The organism is Salipiger sp. CCB-MM3, assembly GCF_001687105.1.
Lineage (GTDB): Bacteria > Pseudomonadota > Alphaproteobacteria > Rhodobacterales > Rhodobacteraceae > Salipiger.
Window position 1 is genome coordinate 2,538,634 of the sequence record NZ_CP014595.1, and the last position, 21,543, is coordinate 2,560,176.

Annotated in this window: 20 protein-coding genes; 4 read left to right on the plus strand and 16 right to left on the minus strand. The window is 66.6% G+C overall.

Annotated elements, in window-relative coordinates:
• Window positions 1-27 precede the first annotated feature (27 nt).
• Together AYJ57_RS12205 and edd are read right to left on the minus strand one after the other, a co-directional pair.
• Complete coding sequence (locus tag AYJ57_RS12205; protein WP_066105583.1) at window positions 28-669, minus strand: bifunctional 4-hydroxy-2-oxoglutarate aldolase/2-dehydro-3-deoxy-phosphogluconate aldolase; 642 nt, start codon at window positions 667-669, stop codon at window positions 28-30.
• 101 nt (window positions 670-770) lie between these two features.
• The gene (gene edd, locus AYJ57_RS12210; protein WP_066105586.1) at window positions 771-2,576 is read right to left on the minus strand and encodes a phosphogluconate dehydratase; all 1,806 of its coding nucleotides are present in this window, start codon (window positions 2,574-2,576) and stop codon (window positions 771-773) included.
• A gap of 264 nt (window positions 2,577-2,840) precedes the next feature.
• Between edd and AYJ57_RS12215 the strand changes: the two genes are divergently transcribed.
• Complete coding sequence (locus AYJ57_RS12215) at window positions 2,841-4,037, plus strand: RSP_2647 family RNA methyltransferase (protein ID WP_066105589.1); 1,197 nt, start codon at window positions 2,841-2,843, stop codon at window positions 4,035-4,037.
• A gap of 8 nt (window positions 4,038-4,045) precedes the next feature.
• Window positions 4,046-4,594: an RSP_2648 family PIN domain-containing protein gene (locus AYJ57_RS12220; RefSeq protein ID WP_066107047.1), complete on the plus strand. Its 549-nt coding sequence runs from the start codon at window positions 4,046-4,048 to the stop codon at window positions 4,592-4,594.
• Between the two features lie 20 nt (window positions 4,595-4,614).
• Here AYJ57_RS12220 and AYJ57_RS12225 read toward each other — a convergent pair whose 3' ends face one another.
• From AYJ57_RS12225 to AYJ57_RS12250, 6 genes are read right to left on the minus strand one after another with little or no spacing between them, the layout of a single operon-like run.
• On the minus strand, window positions 4,615-5,010 hold the full coding sequence (locus tag AYJ57_RS12225) for a Na+/H+ antiporter subunit G (protein ID WP_066105592.1): 396 nt from the start codon (window positions 5,008-5,010) through the stop codon (window positions 4,615-4,617).
• Window positions 5,007-5,279 carry a K+/H+ antiporter subunit F gene (locus AYJ57_RS12230; RefSeq protein WP_203595389.1) on the minus strand — a complete coding sequence of 91 codons (273 nt, stop codon included), beginning with the start codon at window positions 5,277-5,279 and terminating at the stop codon, window positions 5,007-5,009. The genes AYJ57_RS12225 and AYJ57_RS12230 overlap by 4 nt, the downstream gene beginning before the upstream one ends.
• On the minus strand, window positions 5,276-5,779 hold the full coding sequence (locus tag AYJ57_RS12235) for a Na+/H+ antiporter subunit E (protein WP_066105595.1): 504 nt from the start codon (window positions 5,777-5,779) through the stop codon (window positions 5,276-5,278). The genes AYJ57_RS12230 and AYJ57_RS12235 overlap by 4 nt, the downstream gene beginning before the upstream one ends.
• Window positions 5,779-7,521: a monovalent cation/H+ antiporter subunit D gene (locus tag AYJ57_RS12240; protein ID WP_066105597.1), complete on the minus strand. Its 1,743-nt coding sequence runs from the start codon at window positions 7,519-7,521 to the stop codon at window positions 5,779-5,781. The genes AYJ57_RS12235 and AYJ57_RS12240 overlap by 1 nt, the downstream gene beginning before the upstream one ends.
• Complete coding sequence (locus tag AYJ57_RS12245; protein WP_066105600.1) at window positions 7,518-7,913, minus strand: Na+/H+ antiporter subunit C; 396 nt, start codon at window positions 7,911-7,913, stop codon at window positions 7,518-7,520. The genes AYJ57_RS12240 and AYJ57_RS12245 overlap by 4 nt, the downstream gene beginning before the upstream one ends.
• Before the next feature lie 3 nt (window positions 7,914-7,916).
• Complete coding sequence (locus tag AYJ57_RS12250; protein ID WP_066105603.1) at window positions 7,917-10,772, minus strand: monovalent cation/H+ antiporter subunit A; 2,856 nt, start codon at window positions 10,770-10,772, stop codon at window positions 7,917-7,919.
• A gap of 422 nt (window positions 10,773-11,194) precedes the next feature.
• Between AYJ57_RS12250 and AYJ57_RS12255 the strand changes: the two genes are divergently transcribed.
• On the plus strand, window positions 11,195-12,310 hold the full coding sequence (locus tag AYJ57_RS12255) for an ABC transporter ATP-binding protein (protein ID WP_066105606.1): 1,116 nt from the start codon (window positions 11,195-11,197) through the stop codon (window positions 12,308-12,310).
• A 17-nt stretch (window positions 12,311-12,327) separates the two neighbouring features.
• On the opposite strand, the gene AYJ57_RS12260 is transcribed toward AYJ57_RS12255, so the two are convergent.
• The 4 genes from AYJ57_RS12260 to AYJ57_RS12275 all read right to left on the minus strand — a co-directional run bounded on the left by AYJ57_RS12260 (window position 12,328) and on the right by AYJ57_RS12275 (window position 17,352).
• On the minus strand, window positions 12,328-13,230 hold the full coding sequence (locus tag AYJ57_RS12260) for an AEC family transporter (RefSeq protein WP_066105608.1): 903 nt from the start codon (window positions 13,228-13,230) through the stop codon (window positions 12,328-12,330).
• Between the two features lie 73 nt (window positions 13,231-13,303).
• Window positions 13,304-14,254 (minus strand): glycosyltransferase family 2 protein, encoded by a 951-nt coding sequence (locus tag AYJ57_RS12265; RefSeq protein WP_066105611.1) that lies wholly within the window; start codon window positions 14,252-14,254, stop codon window positions 13,304-13,306.
• Window positions 14,251-16,002: a glycosyltransferase family 2 protein gene (locus AYJ57_RS25475; protein ID WP_083191282.1), complete on the minus strand. Its 1,752-nt coding sequence runs from the start codon at window positions 16,000-16,002 to the stop codon at window positions 14,251-14,253. Before AYJ57_RS25475 ends, AYJ57_RS12265 begins: the two co-directional genes overlap by 4 nt.
• Window positions 16,003-16,140: 138 nt before the next feature.
• The gene (locus AYJ57_RS12275; RefSeq protein ID WP_237220151.1) at window positions 16,141-17,352 is read right to left on the minus strand and encodes a polyhydroxyalkanoate depolymerase; all 1,212 of its coding nucleotides are present in this window, start codon (window positions 17,350-17,352) and stop codon (window positions 16,141-16,143) included.
• Between the two features lie 103 nt (window positions 17,353-17,455).
• Between AYJ57_RS12275 and AYJ57_RS12280 the strand changes: the two genes are divergently transcribed.
• The gene (locus AYJ57_RS12280; RefSeq protein WP_066105617.1) at window positions 17,456-18,112 is read left to right on the plus strand and encodes a glutathione S-transferase family protein; all 657 of its coding nucleotides are present in this window, start codon (window positions 17,456-17,458) and stop codon (window positions 18,110-18,112) included.
• Here the strand turns inward: AYJ57_RS12280 and AYJ57_RS12285 are convergent.
• From AYJ57_RS12285 to AYJ57_RS12300, 4 genes are all read right to left on the minus strand, one after another.
• Window positions 18,109-19,293: a vWA domain-containing protein gene (locus AYJ57_RS12285; protein ID WP_066105620.1), complete on the minus strand. Its 1,185-nt coding sequence runs from the start codon at window positions 19,291-19,293 to the stop codon at window positions 18,109-18,111. The two genes, AYJ57_RS12280 and AYJ57_RS12285, sit on opposite strands and share 4 nt — an antisense overlap.
• Before the next feature lie 134 nt (window positions 19,294-19,427).
• Window positions 19,428-19,595, minus strand: coding sequence for an apolipoprotein acyltransferase (locus AYJ57_RS12290; protein WP_066105624.1), 168 nt, complete (start codon window positions 19,593-19,595; stop codon window positions 19,428-19,430).
• A 9-nt stretch (window positions 19,596-19,604) separates the two neighbouring features.
• The gene (locus tag AYJ57_RS12295; protein ID WP_066105627.1) at window positions 19,605-20,981 is read right to left on the minus strand and encodes a DUF2927 domain-containing protein; all 1,377 of its coding nucleotides are present in this window, start codon (window positions 20,979-20,981) and stop codon (window positions 19,605-19,607) included.
• Window positions 20,982-20,984: 3 nt separating this feature from the next.
• Window positions 20,985-21,437, minus strand: a complete 453-nt coding sequence (locus AYJ57_RS12300) for a GNAT family N-acetyltransferase (RefSeq protein WP_066105630.1) — start codon at window positions 21,435-21,437, stop codon at window positions 20,985-20,987.
• Between the last annotated feature and the right edge of the window lie 106 nt (window positions 21,438-21,543).

Genomic DNA, 21,543 nt, shown 5'->3' on the forward strand with positions numbered 1-21,543 from the left:
GAGGGGGCTGCGCCCCCTCTGGCGCGATCAGCGCGGCAGCGCCGCGGCTTCCTTGGCGAGTGCCACGATGCCGTCCCAATCGCCCGCCTGCATGAGATCCTTGGGCGCGACCCACGACCCGCCGCAGCAAAGCACGTTCTTCAGCGACAGGTAATCGCCGACGTTCTTCATGCTGACGCCGCCGGTGGGGCAGAATTTGACCTGCGGGATCGGCGCGCCGATGGCCTTGAGCGCCGGGGCGCCGCCATTGGCTTCGGCGGGGAAGAATTTCTGCACGGTGTAGCCGCGCTCGAGCAGCGCCATCGCCTCGGAGGCGGTGGCGGCGCCGGGCAGCAGCGGCAGATCCGCCGCCTCGCAGGCGTCGAGGATCTTATCCGTCGCGCCCGGCGAGACGCCGAATTTCGCCCCGGCCTCGACCGCGGCTTTCACGTCCTCGGGGGTCAGCAGCGTGCCCGCGCCGACCACGCCGCCTTCGACCTTGGCCATCTCGCGGATCGCGTCGAGCGCCACCGGGGTGCGCAGCGTGACCTCGAGCACGGGCAGGCCGCCGGCCACCAGCGCCTCGGCCAGCGGGCGGGCATGGGCGACGTCGTCGATCACCAGCACCGGGATCACCGGGGCGAGCTTGCAGAGGGCTTCGTTGGAGCGGCTGGCGTCCTGGGGAGTCATGGGCGGGGCCTTTGTCTGGATGTCGGAAGGACCGGATCGGTCAGCTATTGAGTATTTTCAGAAAGATGAAAGGGCAAGGCCCGCGCATGTCCCGGGCAGGGTCAGACCACCACCGCCGCGCCGTTGGAGGCGAGGCCGACGTTCTGGCGGAAGGCCTCGAAGAGCTCGCGCCCGACGCCGTGGCCGTTGCCTGAGAGGTCCGCCGTGGCGCTCTCACGGTCCTCGAAGCCCTCGGTGAGACACTGCAGCGTACCGCTGCCCGCATCAAGCCGCACGATGTCGCCGTCGCGCAGCTTGGCGAGCGGGCCGCCGTCGGCCGCCTCGGGGCAGACGTGGATCGCCGAGGGCACCTTGCCCGACGCGCCGGACATGCGCCCGTCGGTGACCAGCGCCACCTTGAGACCGCGGTCCTGCAGCACCGCCAGCGTCGGCGTCAGGCTGTGCAACTCGGGCATGCCGTTCGACTTCGGCCCCTGGAAACGCACCACGACGATGGTGTCGGAGGTGAACTCGCCCGCCTTGAAGGCATCTTTCACCTGCGCCTGATCGTGGAAGATGCGCACCGGGGCCTCGACGACGTGATGCTCGGGTTTCACCGCCGAGATCTTCATGATGCCATGGCCGAGGTTGCCGATCATCTGCTTGAGCCCGCCGGTCTTTTGGAACGGATCCGAGGCGGGTCGGAGGATCTTGTCGTTCTGGCTGTCGCGCGGGGCGTCCTCGTAGACGATGGCGCCATCCTTGAGCTTGGGCTCTTGGGTGTAGAGGCTCATGCCGTCACCGGCGACGGTCTTGACGTCCTCATGCATGAGGCCCGCGTCCAGAAGCTCGCCGATCATATATTGCAGCCCGCCCGCGGCGTGGAAGTGGTTCACGTCCGCCAGCCCATTGGGGTAGACCTTGGCCATCAGCGGCACCGCCTGCGAGATCGCGTCGAAGTCCGACAGCTCCAGCGCCACGCCCGCGGCGCGCGCCATGGCCGGAAGGTGCAGCACGAGGTTGGTCGACCCGCCCGTGGCCATCAGCCCGACGATACCGTTGACGAAGGCCTTGGCGTCGAGCACATCGCAGACCGGGCGATACTCATTGCCGAGCGCAGTGATCGCCAGCGCCCGTTTCGCCCCGGCTTCGGTCAGCGCATCGCGCAGCGGCGTGTTCGGGTTGATGAAGGAACTGCCGGGCAGGTGCAGACCCATGAACTCCATCAGCATCTGGTTGGAGTTGGCGGTGCCATAGAACGTGCAGGTGCCGGGGCCGTGGTAGCTCTTCATCTCGGCTTCCATCAGCTTGTCGCGGCCAACCTCGCCGGTGGCGTACTGCTGGCGGACCTTGGCTTTCTCGTCGTTCGGCAGGCCGGAGGTCATCGGCCCGGCGGGCAGGAACAGGCCGGGGATATAGCCGAAGGTGGCGGCGGCGATGACGAGGCCGGGCACGATCTTGTCGCAGACGCCGAGGTAGACGGCGGCGTCATAGGTGTTGTGCGAGAGCGAAACGCCCGTGGCCAGCGCGATCACGTCGCGCGAGAAGAGCGAGAGCTCCATGCCCACTTGGCCTTGGGTGACGCCGTCGCACATGGCAGGCACCCCGCCCGCCACCTGCGCCGTGCTTCCGACCGAGCGCGCGGCGCTGCGCAGCAGTTCGGGGTAGCGCTCGTAGGGCTGGTGGGCCGAGAGCATGTCGTTATAGGCGGTGACGATGCCGAGGTTCGGAGCGCGGCCCGTCGCCAGCGCCTGCTGGTCCTGCCCGGTGGCGGCATAGGCGTGGGCCTGATTGCCGCAGGTGAGATGCGCGCGGCGCGGGCCTTCCTCGGCGGCGCGGCGCATACGGTCGAGATAGGTGCCGCGGAGTTTCTCCGAGCGGTCCTCGATGTCCTTGGTGACTTTGGCGATGGTGGCGTTGAGCGACATGAGAGGGAGCTCCTTTCGCTGTCCGGCTGGCCCAGCGTGGGCTGCCCGGTCTGGCGTCCTTGCCGTAGCATGTAGCCCGGTTAGCGCTATCAGTAAAGGTCGAAGAACCGCAGCGGGCTGCGGGCCAGGGCCTCCGCGCGAAATTGGGGCAGCGAGGCCGGGCGAGGGCTGATGTCTTTGGCGGGCGGGGAAAGACCGCGCGCCAGCGCGGGCCAGACCGCGAAGACGCTTCCCAAGTGCCGCCCGCGGCGCTAAAGGGGCGCCATGAGCACCCCTGATATTCCCATCGTCCGCCTCCTTCCCAAAACCAAGCCGCAGGCGCTGCGCCGTGGCTACCCTTGGGTCTATTCCAACGAGATGGTCCTCGACCGCCGCACCAAGAAGCTGCCGGCGGGCACCGTCGCCCTGCTTGAGGACAACGAGCGCAAGCCGCTGGGCCTTGTTGGGCTGACGCCGGATTCGAAGATCACCTGCCGGATGCTCGACCGCGATCCCGAGGCGGTGATCGACAAGGCATGGCTGGCGGCCAAGCTGACCCGCGCGCTGGAGCTGCGCACGCGGCTCTTCCCAGCGCCCTACTACCGGCTGGTGCATGCCGAGGCCGACGGGCTGCCCGGGGTGATCATCGACCGCTTCGGCGACACCGCGGTGATCCAGCCCAACGCCGCTTGGGCCGAGCTGCTGCTGCCGCAGCTGGCCGAGGCGCTGGCCGAGGTCACGGGGGTCAGGAATATCCTCAAGAACGCCGGGGGCCGCGGTCGCCAGCTTGAGGGCCTCGACGATCAGGACGCGGTGCTGCTGGGGCAGGCGCCCGAGGCGCCGCTGCCGGTGGAGATGAACGGGGCCACCTATATGGCCGACCTCACCGGCGGGCAGAAGACCGGGCTGTTCTACGACCAGCGCCCGAACCACGGCTTTGCGGCGCGACTGGCGAACGGGCAGAAGATGCTCGATGTCTTCTCCCATGTCGGGGGTTTCGCCTTGGCCGCGCTCGCGGGCGGCGCATCGAGCGCGCTGTCGGTGGACGGCTCGGCCTCGGCGCTGGCGCTGGCCGAGGAAGGCGCCAAGCGGATGGGCGCGGCGGAGCGCTTTGCCACCCGTCAGGGCGACGCCTTCGACACGCTCGAGGCGCTGGGACAGGAAGACGCGCGCTTTGGCCTCGTGGTCTGCGACCCGCCCGCCTTCGCCCCGGCCAAGCCCGCGCTGGAAGCGGGGCTGCGCGCCTATGAGAAGGTCGCGCGGCTGTCGGCGCCGCTGGTCGAGGAGGGCGGCTATCTGGTGCTCTGCTCGTGCAGCCATGCGGCGGACCTGTCGAGCTTCACCGGCGCCTGTCTGCGCGGCATCGGCCGGGCCGGGCGGCGCGCTCAGCTGCTGCACACCGGCTTTGCCGGGCCGGACCATCCGCTGCTGCCGCAGCTGGCGGAATCGGGCTATCTGAAGGCGCTGGTGTTCCGCCTGTGAGCCGGCCGGTGAAAGTCCTGCTCGACACCTGCGTCATCTACCCGACGGTGATGCGCGAGGTGCTGCTGGGCGTCGCCGCGCAAGGGCTCTTTCAGCCGCTTTGGTCGGCGCGCATCCTCGAGGAATGGGCGCTGGCCTCGCGCAAGCTGGGGCCGATGGGCGAGGTGCAGGCGCGCGGCGAGATCGCGCAGGTCCGGGCGGCTTGGCCGAATGCTGAGGTGCGCTATCAACCGTCCATGGAAGACCGGCTGTGGCTGCCCGATCCGGCGGATCTTCACGTGCTGGCGGCGGCGATTTCCGGCAGTGCGGACATCATCGTCACCGAGAACGCCAAGGATTTCCCGCGCGGCATCCTCGCCGAGGAGGGCCTCAGCCGGGTCGATGCCGACGGTTTTCTGCGCGGTATGTTCGAGGCCAATCCGGGCAAGGTGCGGGACGCCTGCGAGGGCGTTCTGGCCGAAGCGCGGCGGCTCTCGGGTGAAGACTGGACCATGCGCAGCCTGCTCAAGAAGGCCCGTCTGCCGCGGCTCGGCAAGGCGCTGGAGGCGGCGGGCTGAGCCGCCACGCTCCGTCGGGGTCAGTTTTCCGATTTCATTTCCGGCACGCTCGGCGTGTCTTCCTCGCGCTTGGCCATCGTCGCCCAGATGCGGTCGCGCGCCGGTTTCGGCAGCGGATCGCGCTGGTTCTGCAGATGGATATGCACCTTCGAGATGAAATAGGCCGAGACGGGCGCGGTCATGAAGAGAAACGCGATGATCAGCAGCTCGTGGTACGAGGGCGCGTCCGAGGCGAAAGCAAAGAGCACCGAGGCGAGCAGGATCGAGCCGACGCCAAGCGTCGAGGCCTTGGTGGGGGCATGCAGCCGCGCCATGGGGGCACGCAGCTTCAGCAGGCCCACCGAGCCCACCAGCGTGAACAGCCCGCCGATGACCAGTGCCGCGGCGATGGCGATGTCGATGTAGCCATGGGTCATTCGATGATGTCTCCCCTCAGCACGAAGCGCGCGACCGCCACCGTGGACACAAAGCCCACCATGGCGATGATCAGCGCCGCCTCGAAGTAAATCTGCGTGGCTCCGGCGATGCCGACAAGGATGATCAGCGCCACCGCGTTGATCGACAGCGTGTCGAGCGCAAGGATACGGTCGCCGATGTGCGGCCCCTTGATCAGGCGGATCATCGTCAGCAGCAGCGACAGGCTGACCGCGACGAAGGCGAAGATGAGCGCATAGGTGACGATCATTCGAAAATCTCCTTCAGGCGGCGTTCGTAGCGCTGCTTGATCTTGCGGGCGACCTTCTCGGGGTTGTCGGCGTGCAGCGCATGGACCAGCAGCGCGTGGCCCTCGTTCGACAGATCGACCGAGACGGTGCCCGGTGTCAGGGTGATCGTGCCCGCAAGGGCGGTGATCGCCTCGGGGGTGCGCACGTCGAGCGGGATGCTGATCCATTTCGAATGGATGTCGTCATTGCGCTTGAAGAGCACGATCATCGCCACGGTGATATTGGCGGTGATGATGTCCCACGCCACGATGAGGCCATAGGGGATGAGCTTCCACGGCCGTGTTACCTGCGGCCTGTCCGGCCAATAGGCCGCGGTGGCGAAGGGCAGCAGCACGCCAAGGATCACGCCGAAGACGAGGCTGTTGATCGACGGATCATTCGACAGAAACTGCCAGACGATCACCAGCGCCACCGACAGCAGCGGATGCGGGAAGAGCCTGCGGATGTAGCGGGTGGCCATCAGTGTCCTCCTTCCGTGCTTTGTGCATTGGCGTCCTCGCCGTGCAGCGCCTCGCCGTCATGCGGCGGGTCTTCGTGGGCTTCATCGGCGGGCAGGTGCTTGGCCTCATCCTCGCCGGTTTCCACATGGTCGTCGCCGTGCTCATCCCCGTGCTCATCTCCGTGCGCCTTGATCTCCTTGCCCGGCGTCTCGAGCACGGTGGAGATGTAGGGCTGCGGCGCAAAAAGCTGCTGCGCGGTGGCGTCGAGTTGCCGCGTCACCGGGCCGGAGAAGACGGTCAGCGCGACCAGCAGCGCCACCAGAAGGCCGATCGCGATCATCGGCAGCGGGTGATGGTCGTCGGCGGGGTCATGGACCTCGCGGGCGCCTTGTTCGTCCTCGGGATCATCGACGGTGCCGCAGTGTTCGACCGCCACCTGATGCGACTTCCAAAAGATCGTCGATCCCGCGCGCGAAAAGCCCACCACGGCGATCAGCGACGAGCCCAGCACCGCCGCCCAGACCCACCATGTCAGCGTGCCTTGCTGCGCGGCTTCGAGGATCAGCAGCTTGCCCAGAAAGCCCGACAGCGGCGGCAGGCCCGCCATCGCGATCGAGGCGATGAAGAACAGCCCGGCCACCAGCGCGCCGCCCGCCATGGGCAGGGTCTCTTCGATGGTGCCCGCGACGCTGCCGCGACGCTCGCGCACCACGTCGACGATCAGGAACAGCGCTGCCGTCGCCAGCGTCGAGTGCAGCGCGTAGTAAAGCGCGGCGGAAATCCCCTCGGGGGTGAACTGCGCCACCGAGGCCAGCAGCATGCCCATCGAGCCGACCACAGAGAAGGCTACCAGACGCCCGATCTCGCGCGTGCCCAGGACGCCGATCATGCCGATGACCAGCGTGATCAGCGCCAGCGGCAGCAGCCATTCCTCATGCGCGCCCTGCACCAGCGGCAGCGAGGGCGGGAAGACCAGCGTGTAAAAGCGGATGATGCTGTAGGCGCCGACCTTGGTCATAATCGCAAAGAGCGCGGCGACCGGGGCGGGGGCGTTGGCATAGCTCGACGGCAGCCAGAAGTGCAGCGGCAGCAGCGCCGCCTTCACCGCAAAGACCAGCAGCAGCAGCACCGCCGCGACGCGCAGCCCGGCGGAATTCTCGGGGTCCATCTGCTGCACGCGCAGCGCCAGATCGGCAAGGTTCAGCGTGCCCGCCTGCGAATAAAGCGTGCCGAGCGCGAAGAGAAACAGTGTCGAGCCCAAGAGGTTGTAGAGCATGTACTGCACGCCCGAGCGGGTGCGCGTGGCCCCGCCCGAGTGGATCATCAGGCCGTAAGAGGCGATCAGCAGCACTTCGAAGAAGACGAAGAGGTTGAAAGCGTCGCCGGTCAGGAACGCGCCCATGATCCCCATGATCTGGAACTGAAAGAGCGCGTGGAAATGCTGCCCGCGTTTGTCCCAGCCCGAGCCGATGGCATAGATCAGCACCGGCAGCGCCAGCACCGCGGTCAGCAGCACCATGGTCGTCGACAGCCGGTCGGCGACCAGCACGATGCCGAAGGGCGCCTGCCAATGACCCAGCTGGTAAAGCGTGATCGTGCCGTCCGAGGCCTGCATGTAGAGGCCGATGGAAATCGCCAGCAGCGCCACCAGCGAGCCCAGCGAGAACACCCGCTGCAGGCTGTCGTGGAAACGGGCGGCGAGGACGATGGTGGCAGCCATCATGGCCGGCAGCACCACGGGGGCGATGATCCAGTGCATCATGCGCGGGACTCCTTCTCGTCGGCCGGGCCTTCGGCTGGCTCATCTCCGGCGCGGCGTTCGCTGGCCAGAGCCTGCGCCTCGTCCACATGGTCGTCATCGGCGTTCAGGTAAGAGGCGAGGGCGATCATCACCACCACGGCGGTCATCCCGAAGGAGATCACGATGGCGGTCAGCACCAGCGCCTGCGGCAGCGGGTCGGTATAGCTTGTGGCATCGTCGCGCAGAATGGGGGGCTGGTTGATCACCAGCCGACCCGAGGCGAAGAGGAACATATTGACGGCATAGGTCAGCAGCGAGGTGCCAAGGATCACCGGGAAGGTGCGCTTGCGCATGACCAGATAGATCCCCGCGGCGGTGAGCACGCCAATGGCGGTTGCGATGAGGAACTCCATGGATCAGGCCTCTCCGGTTTCGGTGTCGCGCGACGGGTCGATGTCCATCGCGTGCTCGCTGGTCTCGGTATCGGCGCGGCGGGCGAGGCGCGAGAAGCTCTCGAGCGACAGCATCACGGCACCCACGACCGACAGGAACACACCCAGATCGAAGGCCATGGCGGAGGCCAACTCGAATTTCTCGAGCCCCGGCAGTTTCACGTAGCCGAAGGTCGAGGTCAGGAAGGGGCGGCTGAACAGCCACGCGCCGATCCCGGTCAACCCGGCGATCAGCACGCCCGCGCCGATCACCCCGTGATATGGGTAGCGCTGGCGGTCGTTGGCCCAGGAAAAGCCCGAGGCCATGTATTGCATCACCACCGCGATCGACACCACGAGGCCCGACACGAAGCCGCCGCCGGGCTCGTTATGGCCGCGCAGGAAGATGTAGATGCCGACCATCAGCAGCACCGGCAGCAGCAGGCGCGTGACCACCACCATGATCAGCGGGTGCGCGTCTCCGGCCTGTTTCTGGTCGGGCACGCGGTTGAGCAGGCGGGCACGGACGGGGCCGGACAGCAGCGCCTCGGTGACCGCGTAGATCACCAGCGCGGCAATCCCCAGCACGATGATCTCGCCGAAGGTATCAAAGCCCCGGAAGTCCACGAGGATCACGTTCACCACATTGGTGCCACCCCCGCCAGCGTAGGAATTCTCGAGCATGTAGTCCGAGATCGTGCCGAGCGAGAAATCGCGGCGCAGGATGGCATAGGTCAGCCCTGCGGTGCCAAGACCGGCGAGCACCGCCAGCGCACCGTCGCGGAGGCGGCGGGCCGAGGTGGATTCGATCGGTGTGGTGTTGGGCAGGAAGTTCAGCGCCAGCAGCAGCAGGATGATCGTCACCACCTCGACCGAGATCTGCGTCAGCGCAAGGTCCGGCGCCGAAAGGTAGTTGAAGGCGATCGACACCATGGTGCCGATCACACCCATCAGGATCAGCGCGACCAGACGGTTGCGGTGGAACAGCACGATCAGCGTGGTGGCGGTGAGGATGAGGATCCAGCCCGCCAGCGGCAGCGGCTGGATGGGCAGCATCTCGCGGGTGACCGGGCCGACGGATCCGGTGAACCACGCATGCGCGGCAGCGGCCAGCACGGTGACGGTGAAGATCGTCGCGTAGCGCGAGAAGCTGCCGTTGTGCATGCCCTGCGTCAGCCGCTCGGAGCCGCGCGCGCAGGCATCGACCAGCGCTTCGAAGATGCGCTTGGCCTCGGGGCGGGGCGCCGCGTCCCAGCCCTTCAGCAGCGGCGTGAAGAGCGCCAGCAGGATCAGGCCGCCGACCGTGGCGATCACCGACATGATCAGCGCCGGGGTGATCCCGTGCCACAGCGCCAGATGCGCGCCGGGCACTTCGCCCTCGGCGCCGATGACGGCTGCGGCCACGCGTTTCACCACAGGCTCGGCAAGGAAGGGCAGACAGCCCACGGAAACGACGATCAGGCCAAGAAACGCGGGCGGCCCCCACATGCCGAAATTCGGGTCATGCGGCTTGTGCGGATAGTCGTCGCGGGTCTTGCCAAGGAAGGCATGGGCGATGAAGCGGAAGCTGTAGGCGGCCGAGAAGATCGCCCCCAGCGTCGCCAGCACCGGCACCAACCAATGCGAGCCGAAAAGGACGGTGTGCGAGGCTTCTTCGAGGAACATTTCCTTCGACAAAAAGCCGTTGAACAGCGGAATGCCGGCCATGGCCAGCGCGCCGACGATCGCGATGGTCGCGGTCACGGGCATCAGGTGGCGCAGCCCGCCAAGACGTCGGATGTCGCGGGTGTGCGCCTCGTGATCGACGATGCCCGCCGTCATGAAGAGCGAGCATTTGAACGCCGCGTGGTTGAGGATGTGAAACACCGCCGCCATCGCGCCATAGGACGTGCCGGTGCCCAAAAGCATGGTGATCAGGCCAAGGTGCGAGACCGTCGAGAAAGCCAGCAGCGCCTTCAGGTCGTGCTTGAAGAGGCCGATGACGGCGCCCAGCACCATGGTCACCAGACCCGCCGTGGTGACGATCCAGAACCATTCGTCGCTGCCCGCCAGCGCGGGCCAGAGCCGGGCCATCAGGAAGATGCCCGCCTTCACCATCGTCGCCGAATGCAGATAGGACGACACCGGCGTCGGCGCGGCCATCGCGTGCGGCAGCCAGAAGTGGAAGGGGAATTGCGCCGACTTGGTGAAACAGCCCAGCAGGATCAGCAACAGCGCCGGAACGTAATAGGGCGAGGCTTGGATCACGTCGCGCCGCGCGAGGATCTCGGTGATCTCATAGGTGCCCGCCGCCGAGCCCAGAAGAAGCATGCCGCCGATCAGCGCCAGCCCGCCCATGCCGGTCACGGTCAGCGCCATACGCGCGCCCTGACGACCCTCGGGCAGATGTTTCCAAAAGCCGATCAGCAGGAAGGACGACAGCGAGGTCAGCTCCCAGAAGATCAGCAGCAGCAGGATGTTGTTCGACAGGACGATGCCCACCATCGCGCCCTGAAAGAGCAGCAGATAGGTGTAGAACTCGCCCATATTGTCATCGCGCGTCAGGTAGTAGCGGGCGTATATGATCACCAGCGCACCGATCCCGAGGATCAGCGCGGCAAACATCATGCCCAGCCCGTCAAGGAAGAGCGTCACGTTCAGGCCGATGGAGGGCATCCATGCGACCGAGGCGGTGACGGTCTCTCCGGCCCAGACGGCGGGCAGGTGGGTGATCAGGCCAAGCAGCGCTGCGAGGGTGACGAACAGGGTCGCCATTCCGCAGGCGCGCCGGCCCGCCTGAATCATCAAACCCGGAAGCAAGGCTCCGAGGAAGGGCAGGAGCGCGATGATAAATAGTGACATGAAACTCCCTGATCGTCGTTGGCGGCGTCGAGAGAAGGCAGCCGATTTCACACGGTATCACAACCCGAAAACGGCTACGCTGACGTGAATTTTAGTAAAGTTAGCCGAAATCTAACGGTAATGTCAGGATTAAAAATTCCACCGAACTATTGCGATTGTTACCCTCGGTTACTATGGCCATGAGGCCCGTGAGGACATGTGATGTTTCTGTGATACATCTTTTGGTTGCGCGGTCGGTGTGCGTATTTGACGCAGGGTTGCGGCGACCGACTCCGGTGGTGCTTTGCATGGAATTCTGCATTGCCGTGCGGCGGTTTGCGCGATCTCTCCCCCGTTAGCGCGTGGCAGGGCTGGCCGGGTGGCCCCTTCGCCTTGTGTGCCGCTCTAGGGGCTGCTACTTCGGCTTGTAAGCTCAATCCCCGATGCATTTCATCAGGAACAACGCGAGGCAGGCAGCAGTGGCGCAACCCCGTCTGGAGGTCCGAAATCTCGTCCGGCGTTTCGAGGGGCGCGCGGTTGTCGACGATGTCTCGCTCAGCATCGAGCCGGGTGATGTGACCTGCCTGCTCGGGCCATCGGGCTGCGGCAAATCGACGACGCTGCGGATGATCGCCGGGGTCGATATGCAGGACAGCGGCTCGATCCACGTCGACGGAACGCTTGTGTGCGACACGGTGTTTCGCATCCCGCCCGAACGCCGCGCCATCGGGCTGATGTTTCAGGATTTCGCGCTCTTCCCGCATCTGTCGGTGGGCGAGAATGTCGCCTTCGGCCTCAAGGGCTCCGCAAGCGCCAAGAAGGCGCGGGCGCTGGAACTTCTCGACCGGGTCGGCCTTGGGCATTTCATCGACGAATACCCGCACCAGCTTTCGGGCGGCGAGCAGCAGCGCGTGGCGCTGGCGCGCGCGCTGGCGCCCAGACCGCGCATCATGTTGATGGACGAGCCTTTCTCGGGCCTCGACAACCGCCTGCGCGACGGCGTCCGCGACGAGACGCTGGCGCTGCTGAAGGAAGAGGGTACCTCGGTTCTGCTGGTCACCCATGAGCCCGAAGAGGCCATGCGCATGGCCGATGAGATCGCCCTGATGCGCGGCGGCAAGATCGTCCAGCGCGGTGCGCCCTACAACATCTACAACGCTCCGGCGGACAAGGCGGCGGTGGCTTTCTTCAGCGATATCAACACGCTGAGCGGCAAAGTTCAGGGCGCGCTTGCGCAGACGCCCTTTGGCCCCTTCCTTGCGCCCGGCGTGCCCGATGGCGAGCAGGTGGACATCGTCTTCCGCCCGCAGCACGTGGGGATCGACTTTGACCGGGGCGGGCGCGGCCCGAACCCGACGCAGATGGCGGGCACCCCAGCGCGCGGCGTGGTCGAGCGCGCGCGCTTCATGGGCTCGGAAAGCCTTGTGGAGTTCCGCATGGATTTCGATGGCGGCATGATCAAGGCCACGGTGCCGAATGTCTTCCTGCCGAAACCCGGCACGCCGCTGTGGTTGACCGTGCGGCGCGACCGCTGCTTCGTCTTCCCCGCGACGGCCTGAGGCCGGATCAAAGCTCTTTAGGCCAGCGCGGCCAGCGACAGCAGCGATAGCGCGCTGGTCCAGATCGTCACCGCCGCGATGCGGTCGGTGCGCGTGCCATGCAGCAGCGCCAGCGCGAAGGCCATGGCACCCGAGGGTCCGGCGGCAAGCAGGGTGAACTGCGCCTGCCATTGTCCGGCGACGCCCATCAGCCACAGCGCCAGCGTCACCAGCAGCGGAAAGCCAAAGAGTTTCAGCGCCGCAAAGCTCACCACCACCGGCGAGGGCTTCAGGCTCTGTCCCGAGAGCAGCAGGCCGAGCGCGAAGAGCACCAGCGGCGCGGTGCCCGCCCCGGCAAAATCGCAGGCGGTGCGGATCGGTTCCGGCAGCGGCAGGCCCGAAAGGTTCACGGCGATGCCCAGCACGATAGAGATCAGCGTGGGATTGACCGACAGCCGCTTCAGCGCGGGCAGCGGTCCGGCCGAGGGGCGGGCGATCAGGTCGGAACTTATAATGAAGAAGGCAAAGGCGATCGCCGTGTCCCAAGCGACCACGGCAGTCACCGGCAGCGCGCCGCTTTCGCCGTAGATCAGCAGCGAGATCGGACGGATATAGAGCAGCGAGTTGACGAAGATCACCGTCATCGCCAGCAGCCACGCCTCGAGCGGCTCGCAGCGGAAAAGCCGCCGCGCCAGCGCGTAGCAGGCGGCGAAGGCTGCGGCCTCGCAGGCACCATAGGTGAGCAGGGCGCGCAGGTCGAAATCGGCGAAGGGCACGGTGGCGATCAGCGGAAAGATCAGCCCCGGTTGCAGCACCATCAGCGCGATGCGGTTCGCCGAGGCCGCGTCTTTCCGGGTGAAAATCTGCCGCCTGCCAAGGGCAAAGCCGAGCGCCAGCAGCGCAAAGACCGGCAGGATATCATGGGTGAGGACGGTGAGCATGGGGTTCCGGTCTTGGTATACCAAGGTTGGATCAGGCCCCGCGCGCCAGGTCAAGGTGCACTCAGGTCTGCAGTCAGTTCTGCGGAGCGCCCGGAAAATGCTTTGCCCGCAGGGCAGGCAGGTCCATGCGGCAGCGGCGCAGCAGCCCATGCTGGTCCAGCCGCGCGGTCAATTCGGGCGTGGCGGTGCAGACCTCATCATAGAAGGCGCGCAAAGCCTCCTCGCCGCCGGCCTCTTCGATCATCGCGAAAAGCTGGTGCAGGCTGATCGCCTCTGTCCCGCGCACCTGCGGTTTCAGCTCGGCCCGGTAGGAGCCGCGCGCCAGCCGAAAGCGGTAGGCCTCCAGAAAATGCGTCCAGTCGGCGGCGTGGAAGTGCCCCAGCTCGGTCTCGGGCAGGGGGCGCTCTCCGGAGTTCATCTGATCGCCGAGCAGGACGTTGTGGATGCGGATCTCCAGCCCCTCGGTGCCCGGGCGAAAGAACAGCTTTCCGGCAACATGGCTGAGGAAGCCGCCGGACAGATGCCGCCCCCATGTGGGAAAGCACGCCTCGGCGGCGCTCTGGCGGGCCTTCTGTTCGAGATGGAAGGCTTTGAACAGCGTCTCTGCTCCCTCATCTCCGGGCGCGGGGGACAGCGCCTCGACCGGACGGACGCGGGCGCAGAGGCAATCTTCGGGCAGGGCGGCAAGCTGATCGGCCAGCGGGCGCGCGGGCAGCAGAAATTCGTCCACATCCACATGCGCCAGCCAGTCGGTCTCGGGCTTGCGGTTACTCGCGTGCCGGGCGTTGCGGCACTGGCGGACCTGATGCTTGTCGGGGCGTTTGCCGCGCTTTTGCCACCACGCATCGTCGGTGGTGAAGACGCGCAGCTTGGGGTGGGATGAGAGCACCGCCTCGGCCTGCGGGTCCGGCGCGTCGAGGTAGATGTAAAGCCGGTGCGCGCCCTGCTCGAGATGCCACGCGGCAAATTCGAGAATGCGCGGCAGCGCGGCATTGGTGGTGGTGACCGTGCCCCAGCGGATCACGGCAGATCTCCGAACACGCGGGCGACTGCCGCATCGGGATCGAAGCTTTGCTCTATCAGCATGCCTTGCTGCGCGAGACGCGCCCGCAGATCCGGCGTGTCGGCGCAGACCTCGTCAAACAGCGCCCGCAGACCGGCCTCGCCCTCTTCGTCAAGCAGGTACTGGATCAGCTCGGCCTGACCCATCTCGGGCCGCTGCGAGCTGCGGCGGTAAGAGCCGAGGCTGCGGCGGAAGTCGAGATGCGCGCGGAAGCCCTGCCACGAGGGCGCGTGCAGATGCCCCAGCCAGACATCGCTCAGCCGGTGACGGTTGCTGGCTTCCTCGCCGCGGTACTTCAGCGTGTGAATGCCAAGCCGCGTGTCGTCGATCCCGGTGCGGGCAAAAACCTTGCCGGAACTGTGCGAGAGAAAGCCGCCGTAGAGATGCGCGCCGAAAGTGGGGTAGACGTCCTGCAGAACCGATTTCGGACGCCCGGCGTGCTTGTGGGTGGTTTTGAAGCGCTGCGGCAGACCTGTCTCGGGGGCCAGCGCCTCGGCAGGGGCGACGCGGGCAAAGGCGGCGCTCATCGGGACCTCGGCCAGAAGCTCGGGGATCGGGCGCTGCGACAGCAGGAATTCATCCACATCCACATGCGCCAGCCAGTGCAAGCCATGCCCCGCGCGCAGGCTTTGCGTGGCGTTATAGGCTTGGCGCAGCTGATGCGCCTCGGGGCGGGGACGGCCGGTCTGCGCCCAATAGGCGGTGTCGCACTGCACGATCCGCACCGAGGGGTGGCGGGTGAGAACGGCGGCGGTCTCTTCATCGGGCGCATCGAGATGGATGTGCAGCAGATGCGCCCCAAGCTCGATGTGATGCGCGGCAAAGCGGGCGATGTCGCGCAGCGGCGCGCGGATGGTCGAGGTCAGGCCCCAGCGCAGCGACTCGGGCGTCAGGTCGTGATGGCTTTGCGGCACCGGCGAGACATTGGCCGCGGCATTGCTTTTGGCGGGGGTGGCCTGCCGGCGCGTCTGCCGCTGCCGCATGGTGCGCAGGCGGCGAAACACCGTGCGCTCGTCGCAGATCAGAAGTTCCAGCAGATGGTGCGCAAGCGGGCGGATCACCGGATCACCCTCGGCCTCCATCCACAGCCGCCCGATCAGGTTCACATCCAGCCCGCCGCTGGGCAGCGAATAGCTGTCCATCTCCAGCGGCAGCGGGCTGCGCGCCTTACCGTCGAGCGCGAAGGGCCGGTCGGCGGCGAGCCCGGAATAGAGCCGCTCGGATTCATAGAGCTTCATGGTGCCGAAGAGCACGGTCAGCGCCAGCCCCACCGAGCGCTGCACGAGGCTGAGCCCATGATCGCCGAAGGTGGTGACCGAAGAGACCAGCCAGCGCGGATCGAGCTGCGCCAGCAGCGCCGCGCCCTCTTCGGCCCAGAGCCTCTGGAACAGCGCCGGGGCGTGCTCGGGGAAGCTGCGCTTGCGCAGGTGCGCGATGAGCAGCGCATTCAGGAACACCAACTCGGACCGGCCCGTCAGTTCCTTGCGCAGCGCGTGGCGCTTGCGGTGGTAGGACGAGCGGAAGGGCGGGGCTTCGTCAGGGTCGCCATCGGGATCGCCGATAATCCGATCCGCAAGCCCCGCTAGCGGCGTGTCATAGGGAGGCAGCGCCTCGCCGGGGGCATAGTCGATGGCATCGCGCCGGCCCTCCATCTGCGTGAGAATGGCCGCGATTCCGCCGGGATAGCTGGGGGTCTTGTCTGCGCTCATGGGCCGGAGACTGCCGCCAAGCGTGGACGCGCGCAATTGCCCGAGCAGCGGCGCGGCGCGCATGGCCCGCCCGCGTCGCCTTTCGGCCACGCTGGCGGCGGGGCCTCGGGCGGTCCGCCGCCTCACTCCCCTGCCGCCTCACTCCATGGCAAGGATCATGTTGCGCACCACCGGGTAGATCTCATTCTCCCACCTACGCCCGTTGAAGACGCCATAATGGCCGACATTGGCCTGCAGGTGGTGGCGCTTCAGATGCGGGCGTAGCGACGAACAGAGGTCATGCGCCGCCGAGGTCTGGCCGAGCCCGCAGATATCGTCGCGCCCGCCTTCGACGGTGAGCAGCGCGGTGTGGCGAATGGCAGCGGGGTTCACCTTGCGCCCGCGATAGGTGAACTCGCCCGTCGCCAGTTCGGCCTTCTTGAAGATGCGCTCGATGGTCTCGATGTAGAACTCCTCGGTCAGATCGAGCACGGCGAAATACTCGTCGTAGAACTCCTTCACCTTGCGCGCCTCTTCGGTCTCTCCGGCGGCGAGGTGATCGTAGAGCCGTTTGTGCTGCGCGCGGTGCCGCTCCATGTTCATCGACATGAAGGCGGTGAGTTGCACAAAGCCGGGATAGACCCGCCGACCGGCACCGGCATAGCGCAGCGGCACGGTGGCAATGACGTTGCGCTCGAACCAGTCGAGCGGCTTTTCATCGGCCAGCGCATTCACCATCGTGGGGCTTTCGCGCACATCCACCGGGCCCGCCATCAGCGTCATCGACAGCGGTGTCGCGGGGTTGCGATCCTCCGACATCACGGCGACCGCGGCCAGCGCCTGAACGCAGGGCTGGCAGACGCCAAGAATATGCGCGCCCGGCCCGATCTCTTCGAGAAAGCGGATCACATAGGCGACGTAATCCTCCACCCCGAAAGCGCCCGCCGATTTCGGCACATCGCGGGCGTTCTTCCAGTCGGTGATATAGACGTCATGGTCGCGCAGCAGCACTTTCACCGTGCCCGCCAGCAGCGTGGCGAAATGCCCCGAAAGCGGCGCGGTCACCAGCACCTTGGGGCGCGGCGTGTCGATCTCCTTGCGAAAATGCAGCAACTGGCCAAACGGCAGGTCGAGCGCCACTTCCTCGCGGACCGGCACGTCGCGGTTGCCATCGCGTACCGTGGTGATGCCGAAGGCCGGGCGCTCATGGCTGAGCCGGAACCGGCTGACCATCTCCAGCGCGGCGGCATTGTGCCGGGACAGCTGCGCGAAGGGCCCGGCAAGGCGCGGCATGAAAGTCAGCCCATGCAGCGCCGCCATGCGAAAAGGGGCGATAAAATCATCAAGTCCTTGGTAGCCTGCGTAGAGCACGTCGATTTCCCCTCGCTGCCTCGCGAAAACGCTAGCCAGGTCTGCGCGCACGATGCGACAAGAAACTGTGGTCTTGGCGCGAGTGACAGCGGGAGGAAGACGCATGGGGCAGGCAACGCTCACCATTTCATCGAAAAACTATTCCTCGTGGTCTTTGCGGGGCTGGCTGCTCTGCCGCATGGCCGGGCTGGAGTTCACCGAGGAGATGGTCGACACCACCGACGCCACCGCCCGGCAGGAGCTTTTGCTGCTCTCGCCCACGGTGCTGGTGCCTCGGCTGGTGCATGGCAAAGTGCAGGTCTGGGACACGCTGGCCATCGCTCAGTATCTCAACGAGATCCTGCCCGAGGCCGGGCTCTACCCCGATGACATCGTGGCGCGCTCGCATTGCCGGTCGATCTCTGGCGAGATGCATTCGGGCTTTTACAACCTGCGCTCGGCGCTGCCGATGAACCTCAAGGCGCGGCACCAGAGTTTCAAGATTTTCTCGGGCGCGCGGCCCGATGTCGAGCGGATCAAGGTGATCTGGCACGAGTGCCTCGACACCTACGGCGGGCCGTTCCTCTTTGGTGCGCGCCCCTCGGTCGCCGATGCCATGTACGCCCCGGTCTGCACGCGTTTCCGCACCTATTCGGTGGCGCTCGATCCGACGCTCGAGGCCTATGTCGAGACCATCCTGAACTGGGCGCCGATGCGCGAATGGACCGAAGGCGCGCTGGCCGAGCCCGACGAGATCGTCGAGCTTGAAGTGGAGTTTTAACGCGCCAGCTCGCGGGTGCCGCGGGCGATCCCTTCCAGCGTCATCGGCACCATGCGCTCCTCGAAAATCTCGCGGATCATCGCGATCGACTGGGTGTAGCGCCAGTGCTTCTCGGGCACCGGGTTGATCCACAGGTGATCGGGCCATTGCGCCCGGGCACGGCGGAGCCAGACCTCGCCCGCCTCCTTGTTCCAATGCTCATTGGCACCGCCCGGCACGGCGATCTCATAGGGGCTCATCGAAGCATCCCCGACGAAGATGCATTTATAGTCGGGCCCATAGGTGTTGAGCACCTCCCACGTCGGCAGTTGCGCGTCCCAGCGGCGGCGGTTGTCGCGCCAGACCCCTTCGTACAGGCAGTTGTGAAAATAGTAGTGCTCGAGGTGTTTGAACTCGGCCCGTGCCGCCGAGAACAGCTCTTCGACCACCTTCACATGCGGGTCCATCGAGCCGCCCGCGTCGAGAAACAGCAGCACCTTGACCGCATTGCGCCGATCGGGGCGGGTCTTCACGTCGAGATAGCCATGCTCGGCGGTGGCGCGGATCGTGCCGTCGAGGTCCAACTCATCCGCCGCCCCGTCGCGCGCCCAGGCCCGCAGCCGCTTCAGCGCGACCTTGATGTTGCGCGTGCCCAGTTCGACCTGATCGTCGAGGTTGCGGAACTCGCGCTTGTCCCAGACCTTCACCGCGCGCTGGTGGCGGCTTTGGTCCTGACCGATGCGCACGCCTTCGGGGTTGTAGCCATTGGCGCCAAAGGGCGACGTGCCCGCGGTGCCGATCCACTTGCTGCCGCCCTCGTGGCGCTTTTGCTGCTCGCGAAGGCGCTCCTTGAGCCCCTCCATCAGTTTCTCGAAGCCGCCCATCGCCTCGATCTCGGCCTTCTCTTCGGGCGACAGATGCTTTTCAGCCATCTTCTGCAGCCAGTCCGCGGGCAGCGCCACCGCCTCCAGAACCTGCTCGAAAGAGATCGCCTCGACGCCCTTGAAAGCCTCGGCAAAGGCGCGGTCGAACCGGTCGAGGTGGCGCTCGTCCTTCACCAGCGCGCAGCGCGCGAGGTAATAGAACCCCTCCACGTCATAGCGCGCCAGCCCGGCCTTCAGCGCCTCGAGAAAGCTCAGGAACTCACGCAGCGAGACCGGCACCTGCGCCTGTCTCAGGGTTTCGAAAAATCGCAGGAACATCCGCCACCTCCGGCCGCAATGATGCCGCGCCGAGCCAGCGCCCTCAACCCGGGTCTTCTTCTCTTTGAAAATACGCCGGGGGTGAATTCGCGCAGCGAAGAGGGGGCAGCGCCCCCTGAACCCGCAGGATCAGCTCAGAACGCCAGCTTCTCAACCGCGATGGTGACGATCAGCCCGACCAGCCCGAAGGCGATCGCATAGACCGCAACGAACTGCGCAATATCGGCCTTGTTGCCCTTGCGGCGCCGGGCGGTCAGCCCGCCGATGATGGCGCCCAGCAGGGCTCCGGCGATCACGATCATGCGCTGTCCTCAACTCCCGTTCATCGGATTGAGCGCTGCGATCTGTCGCAGCTTGGCCTGTGCCGCCCAATCCGGGCCGAAGCCGTAGCGCGCCCATCCCAGAGAGTCCAGCCGGACCTGCTCGGCTTCCGAGGCGCGCCCCGACATCTGCAGCGCCTCGGCGCGCAGCATCTTCAGCGTCGCCAGAAGCGCGGCGTTTTCATAGCGCGTGGCGGTCTCCTGCTGCGGCGTCACAAGCTCCAGCGTGCGCGCCGCATCGCCCGCCCGCAGCGCCAGCGCGCCAAGCTGCGCGTCCACATAGGCCTCGTGCAGACGCGCGCCGGGCAGGGCCGCGAAGACGCGGCGCGCGGCAACGAACTCGGCGCGCGCAGCCGCCGGCTCATCGCCCTGCAACAGCCGCCCCAGAACGAAATGCGCAAAGCCGAGCCGGTGGTCGCGCCAGCCTTCGCTTTGCGCGAGGCGCAGCGCGTCTTCGGCCGAGCCGCGGCGCTTCGGCATCGGCTCGCCAGTGCTCAGCGCGGTCTGGATCGCGTCGATCCAAGGCCGCGGGGTGGGCGCGAGATGCCGGTCGGGCAGGGACTCGCCGCGTGGATTGAGCCGGGCAAGGATCTCGGGCAACGCCTGCGCCACCTCGGCGCGGCTCATCCCCGAACGCAGCGCGGGGTCGTAAAAGACCCGCAGCACCAGCATGTCATAGCCGGAAAGCACCGTGTGCACATTGTCGTCGTTGAACACGCTGTCGCCCAGCCGGTAAAGATCGTTAAGCGGCCCCAGCGCCTGCGCGATCTCTTCGTGCAGGCAGTCGCGCAGCTCTTGCGGCGCGGCGTCGGCAGGCAGGAAGACGGCGGCGGTCTCGCGCTTCTGCACATCCACCCAGCTGGTGCTTCCGGCGCGGCGCGCGCGACGGTATTCGGCCAGTGAGTTGACGCCGGGGATGACGAAACAGGCAGCCTGCGGCAGTTCCTTGCGGATCGTCTCGCGCGAGACCGGAACGAGGGTGATATTGGCCTCGGTGGCCTTGGTCTCGGTGATGTCGATCCCGGCCTCTTCGCGCAGCCGCCGCAGCAGGCGCGCAAGGTCGGCGCTCAGGCTGGGCGGCGCATCTCCGGCCACGCGCAGGGTCACGGGCGTCTCGAAGCGGGTGAAGTTCGGCAGGCTCTTGCCCGATTCCAGCAAGAAGGCGAGGTCGAGCACGTCACGGGCGATCTGCGTGTTGGCGACCTGCGGTGGCTCGGGCTGCGGCGCGCCGAAACGTGCGGCGAGCGGTGGTTCGGCCAGCGGGGTTTCCGGCGCGGCAGTGCCACGCCGCGCGGTCTCGGGGCCGCTCGGCGCGCAGGAGCCGAGCAACAGCCCGAGGGTCAGCACGATGAGCCCGCGCCGCCACATCACTCAGGGCCGTTGATATTTGATAAAGGGCGTCTCGGTCCCGATCCGGTCATAAAGCTGCCGGGCGGTGTGGTTGAACTCCTGCGTCAGCCAGTAGACGGTTGGCGCGCCAGCGGCATCGGCGGCGGCATAGACCGCCTCGATCAGCGCCCGGCCCACGCCCTTGCCGCGCGCCTCGGGGGCGGCATAGAGGTCCTGCAGATAGCACACATTCTCGATGCGCCAGCAGTGGCGGTGGAAGAGGAAATGCACCAGCCCGATGAGCGCGCCCTCGCTCTCGGCCACAAGGCAGCTGAAATCCTGCGGATCGTCGCCCAGCAGACGCGCGAAGGTGGCGGCATAGACCTCTTCGGGCACCGAGGTCTCGTAGAAGGTGAGATAGCCGGTCCAGAGCGCGCGCCACGCGGCTTCGTCTTCGGCCCGAAGGGGCCGGATAATCACGCTGTCTTGGGACATGCTGCCTCTGCCTCGGTGGTCTTTTGTCGTTGTATCTTCGGGGCTTCGCGCCCTCTGCAGGCGCCAGTATAGCGCGGGGCGGCGCAAAGGTGTGCCTCAAAGCGCC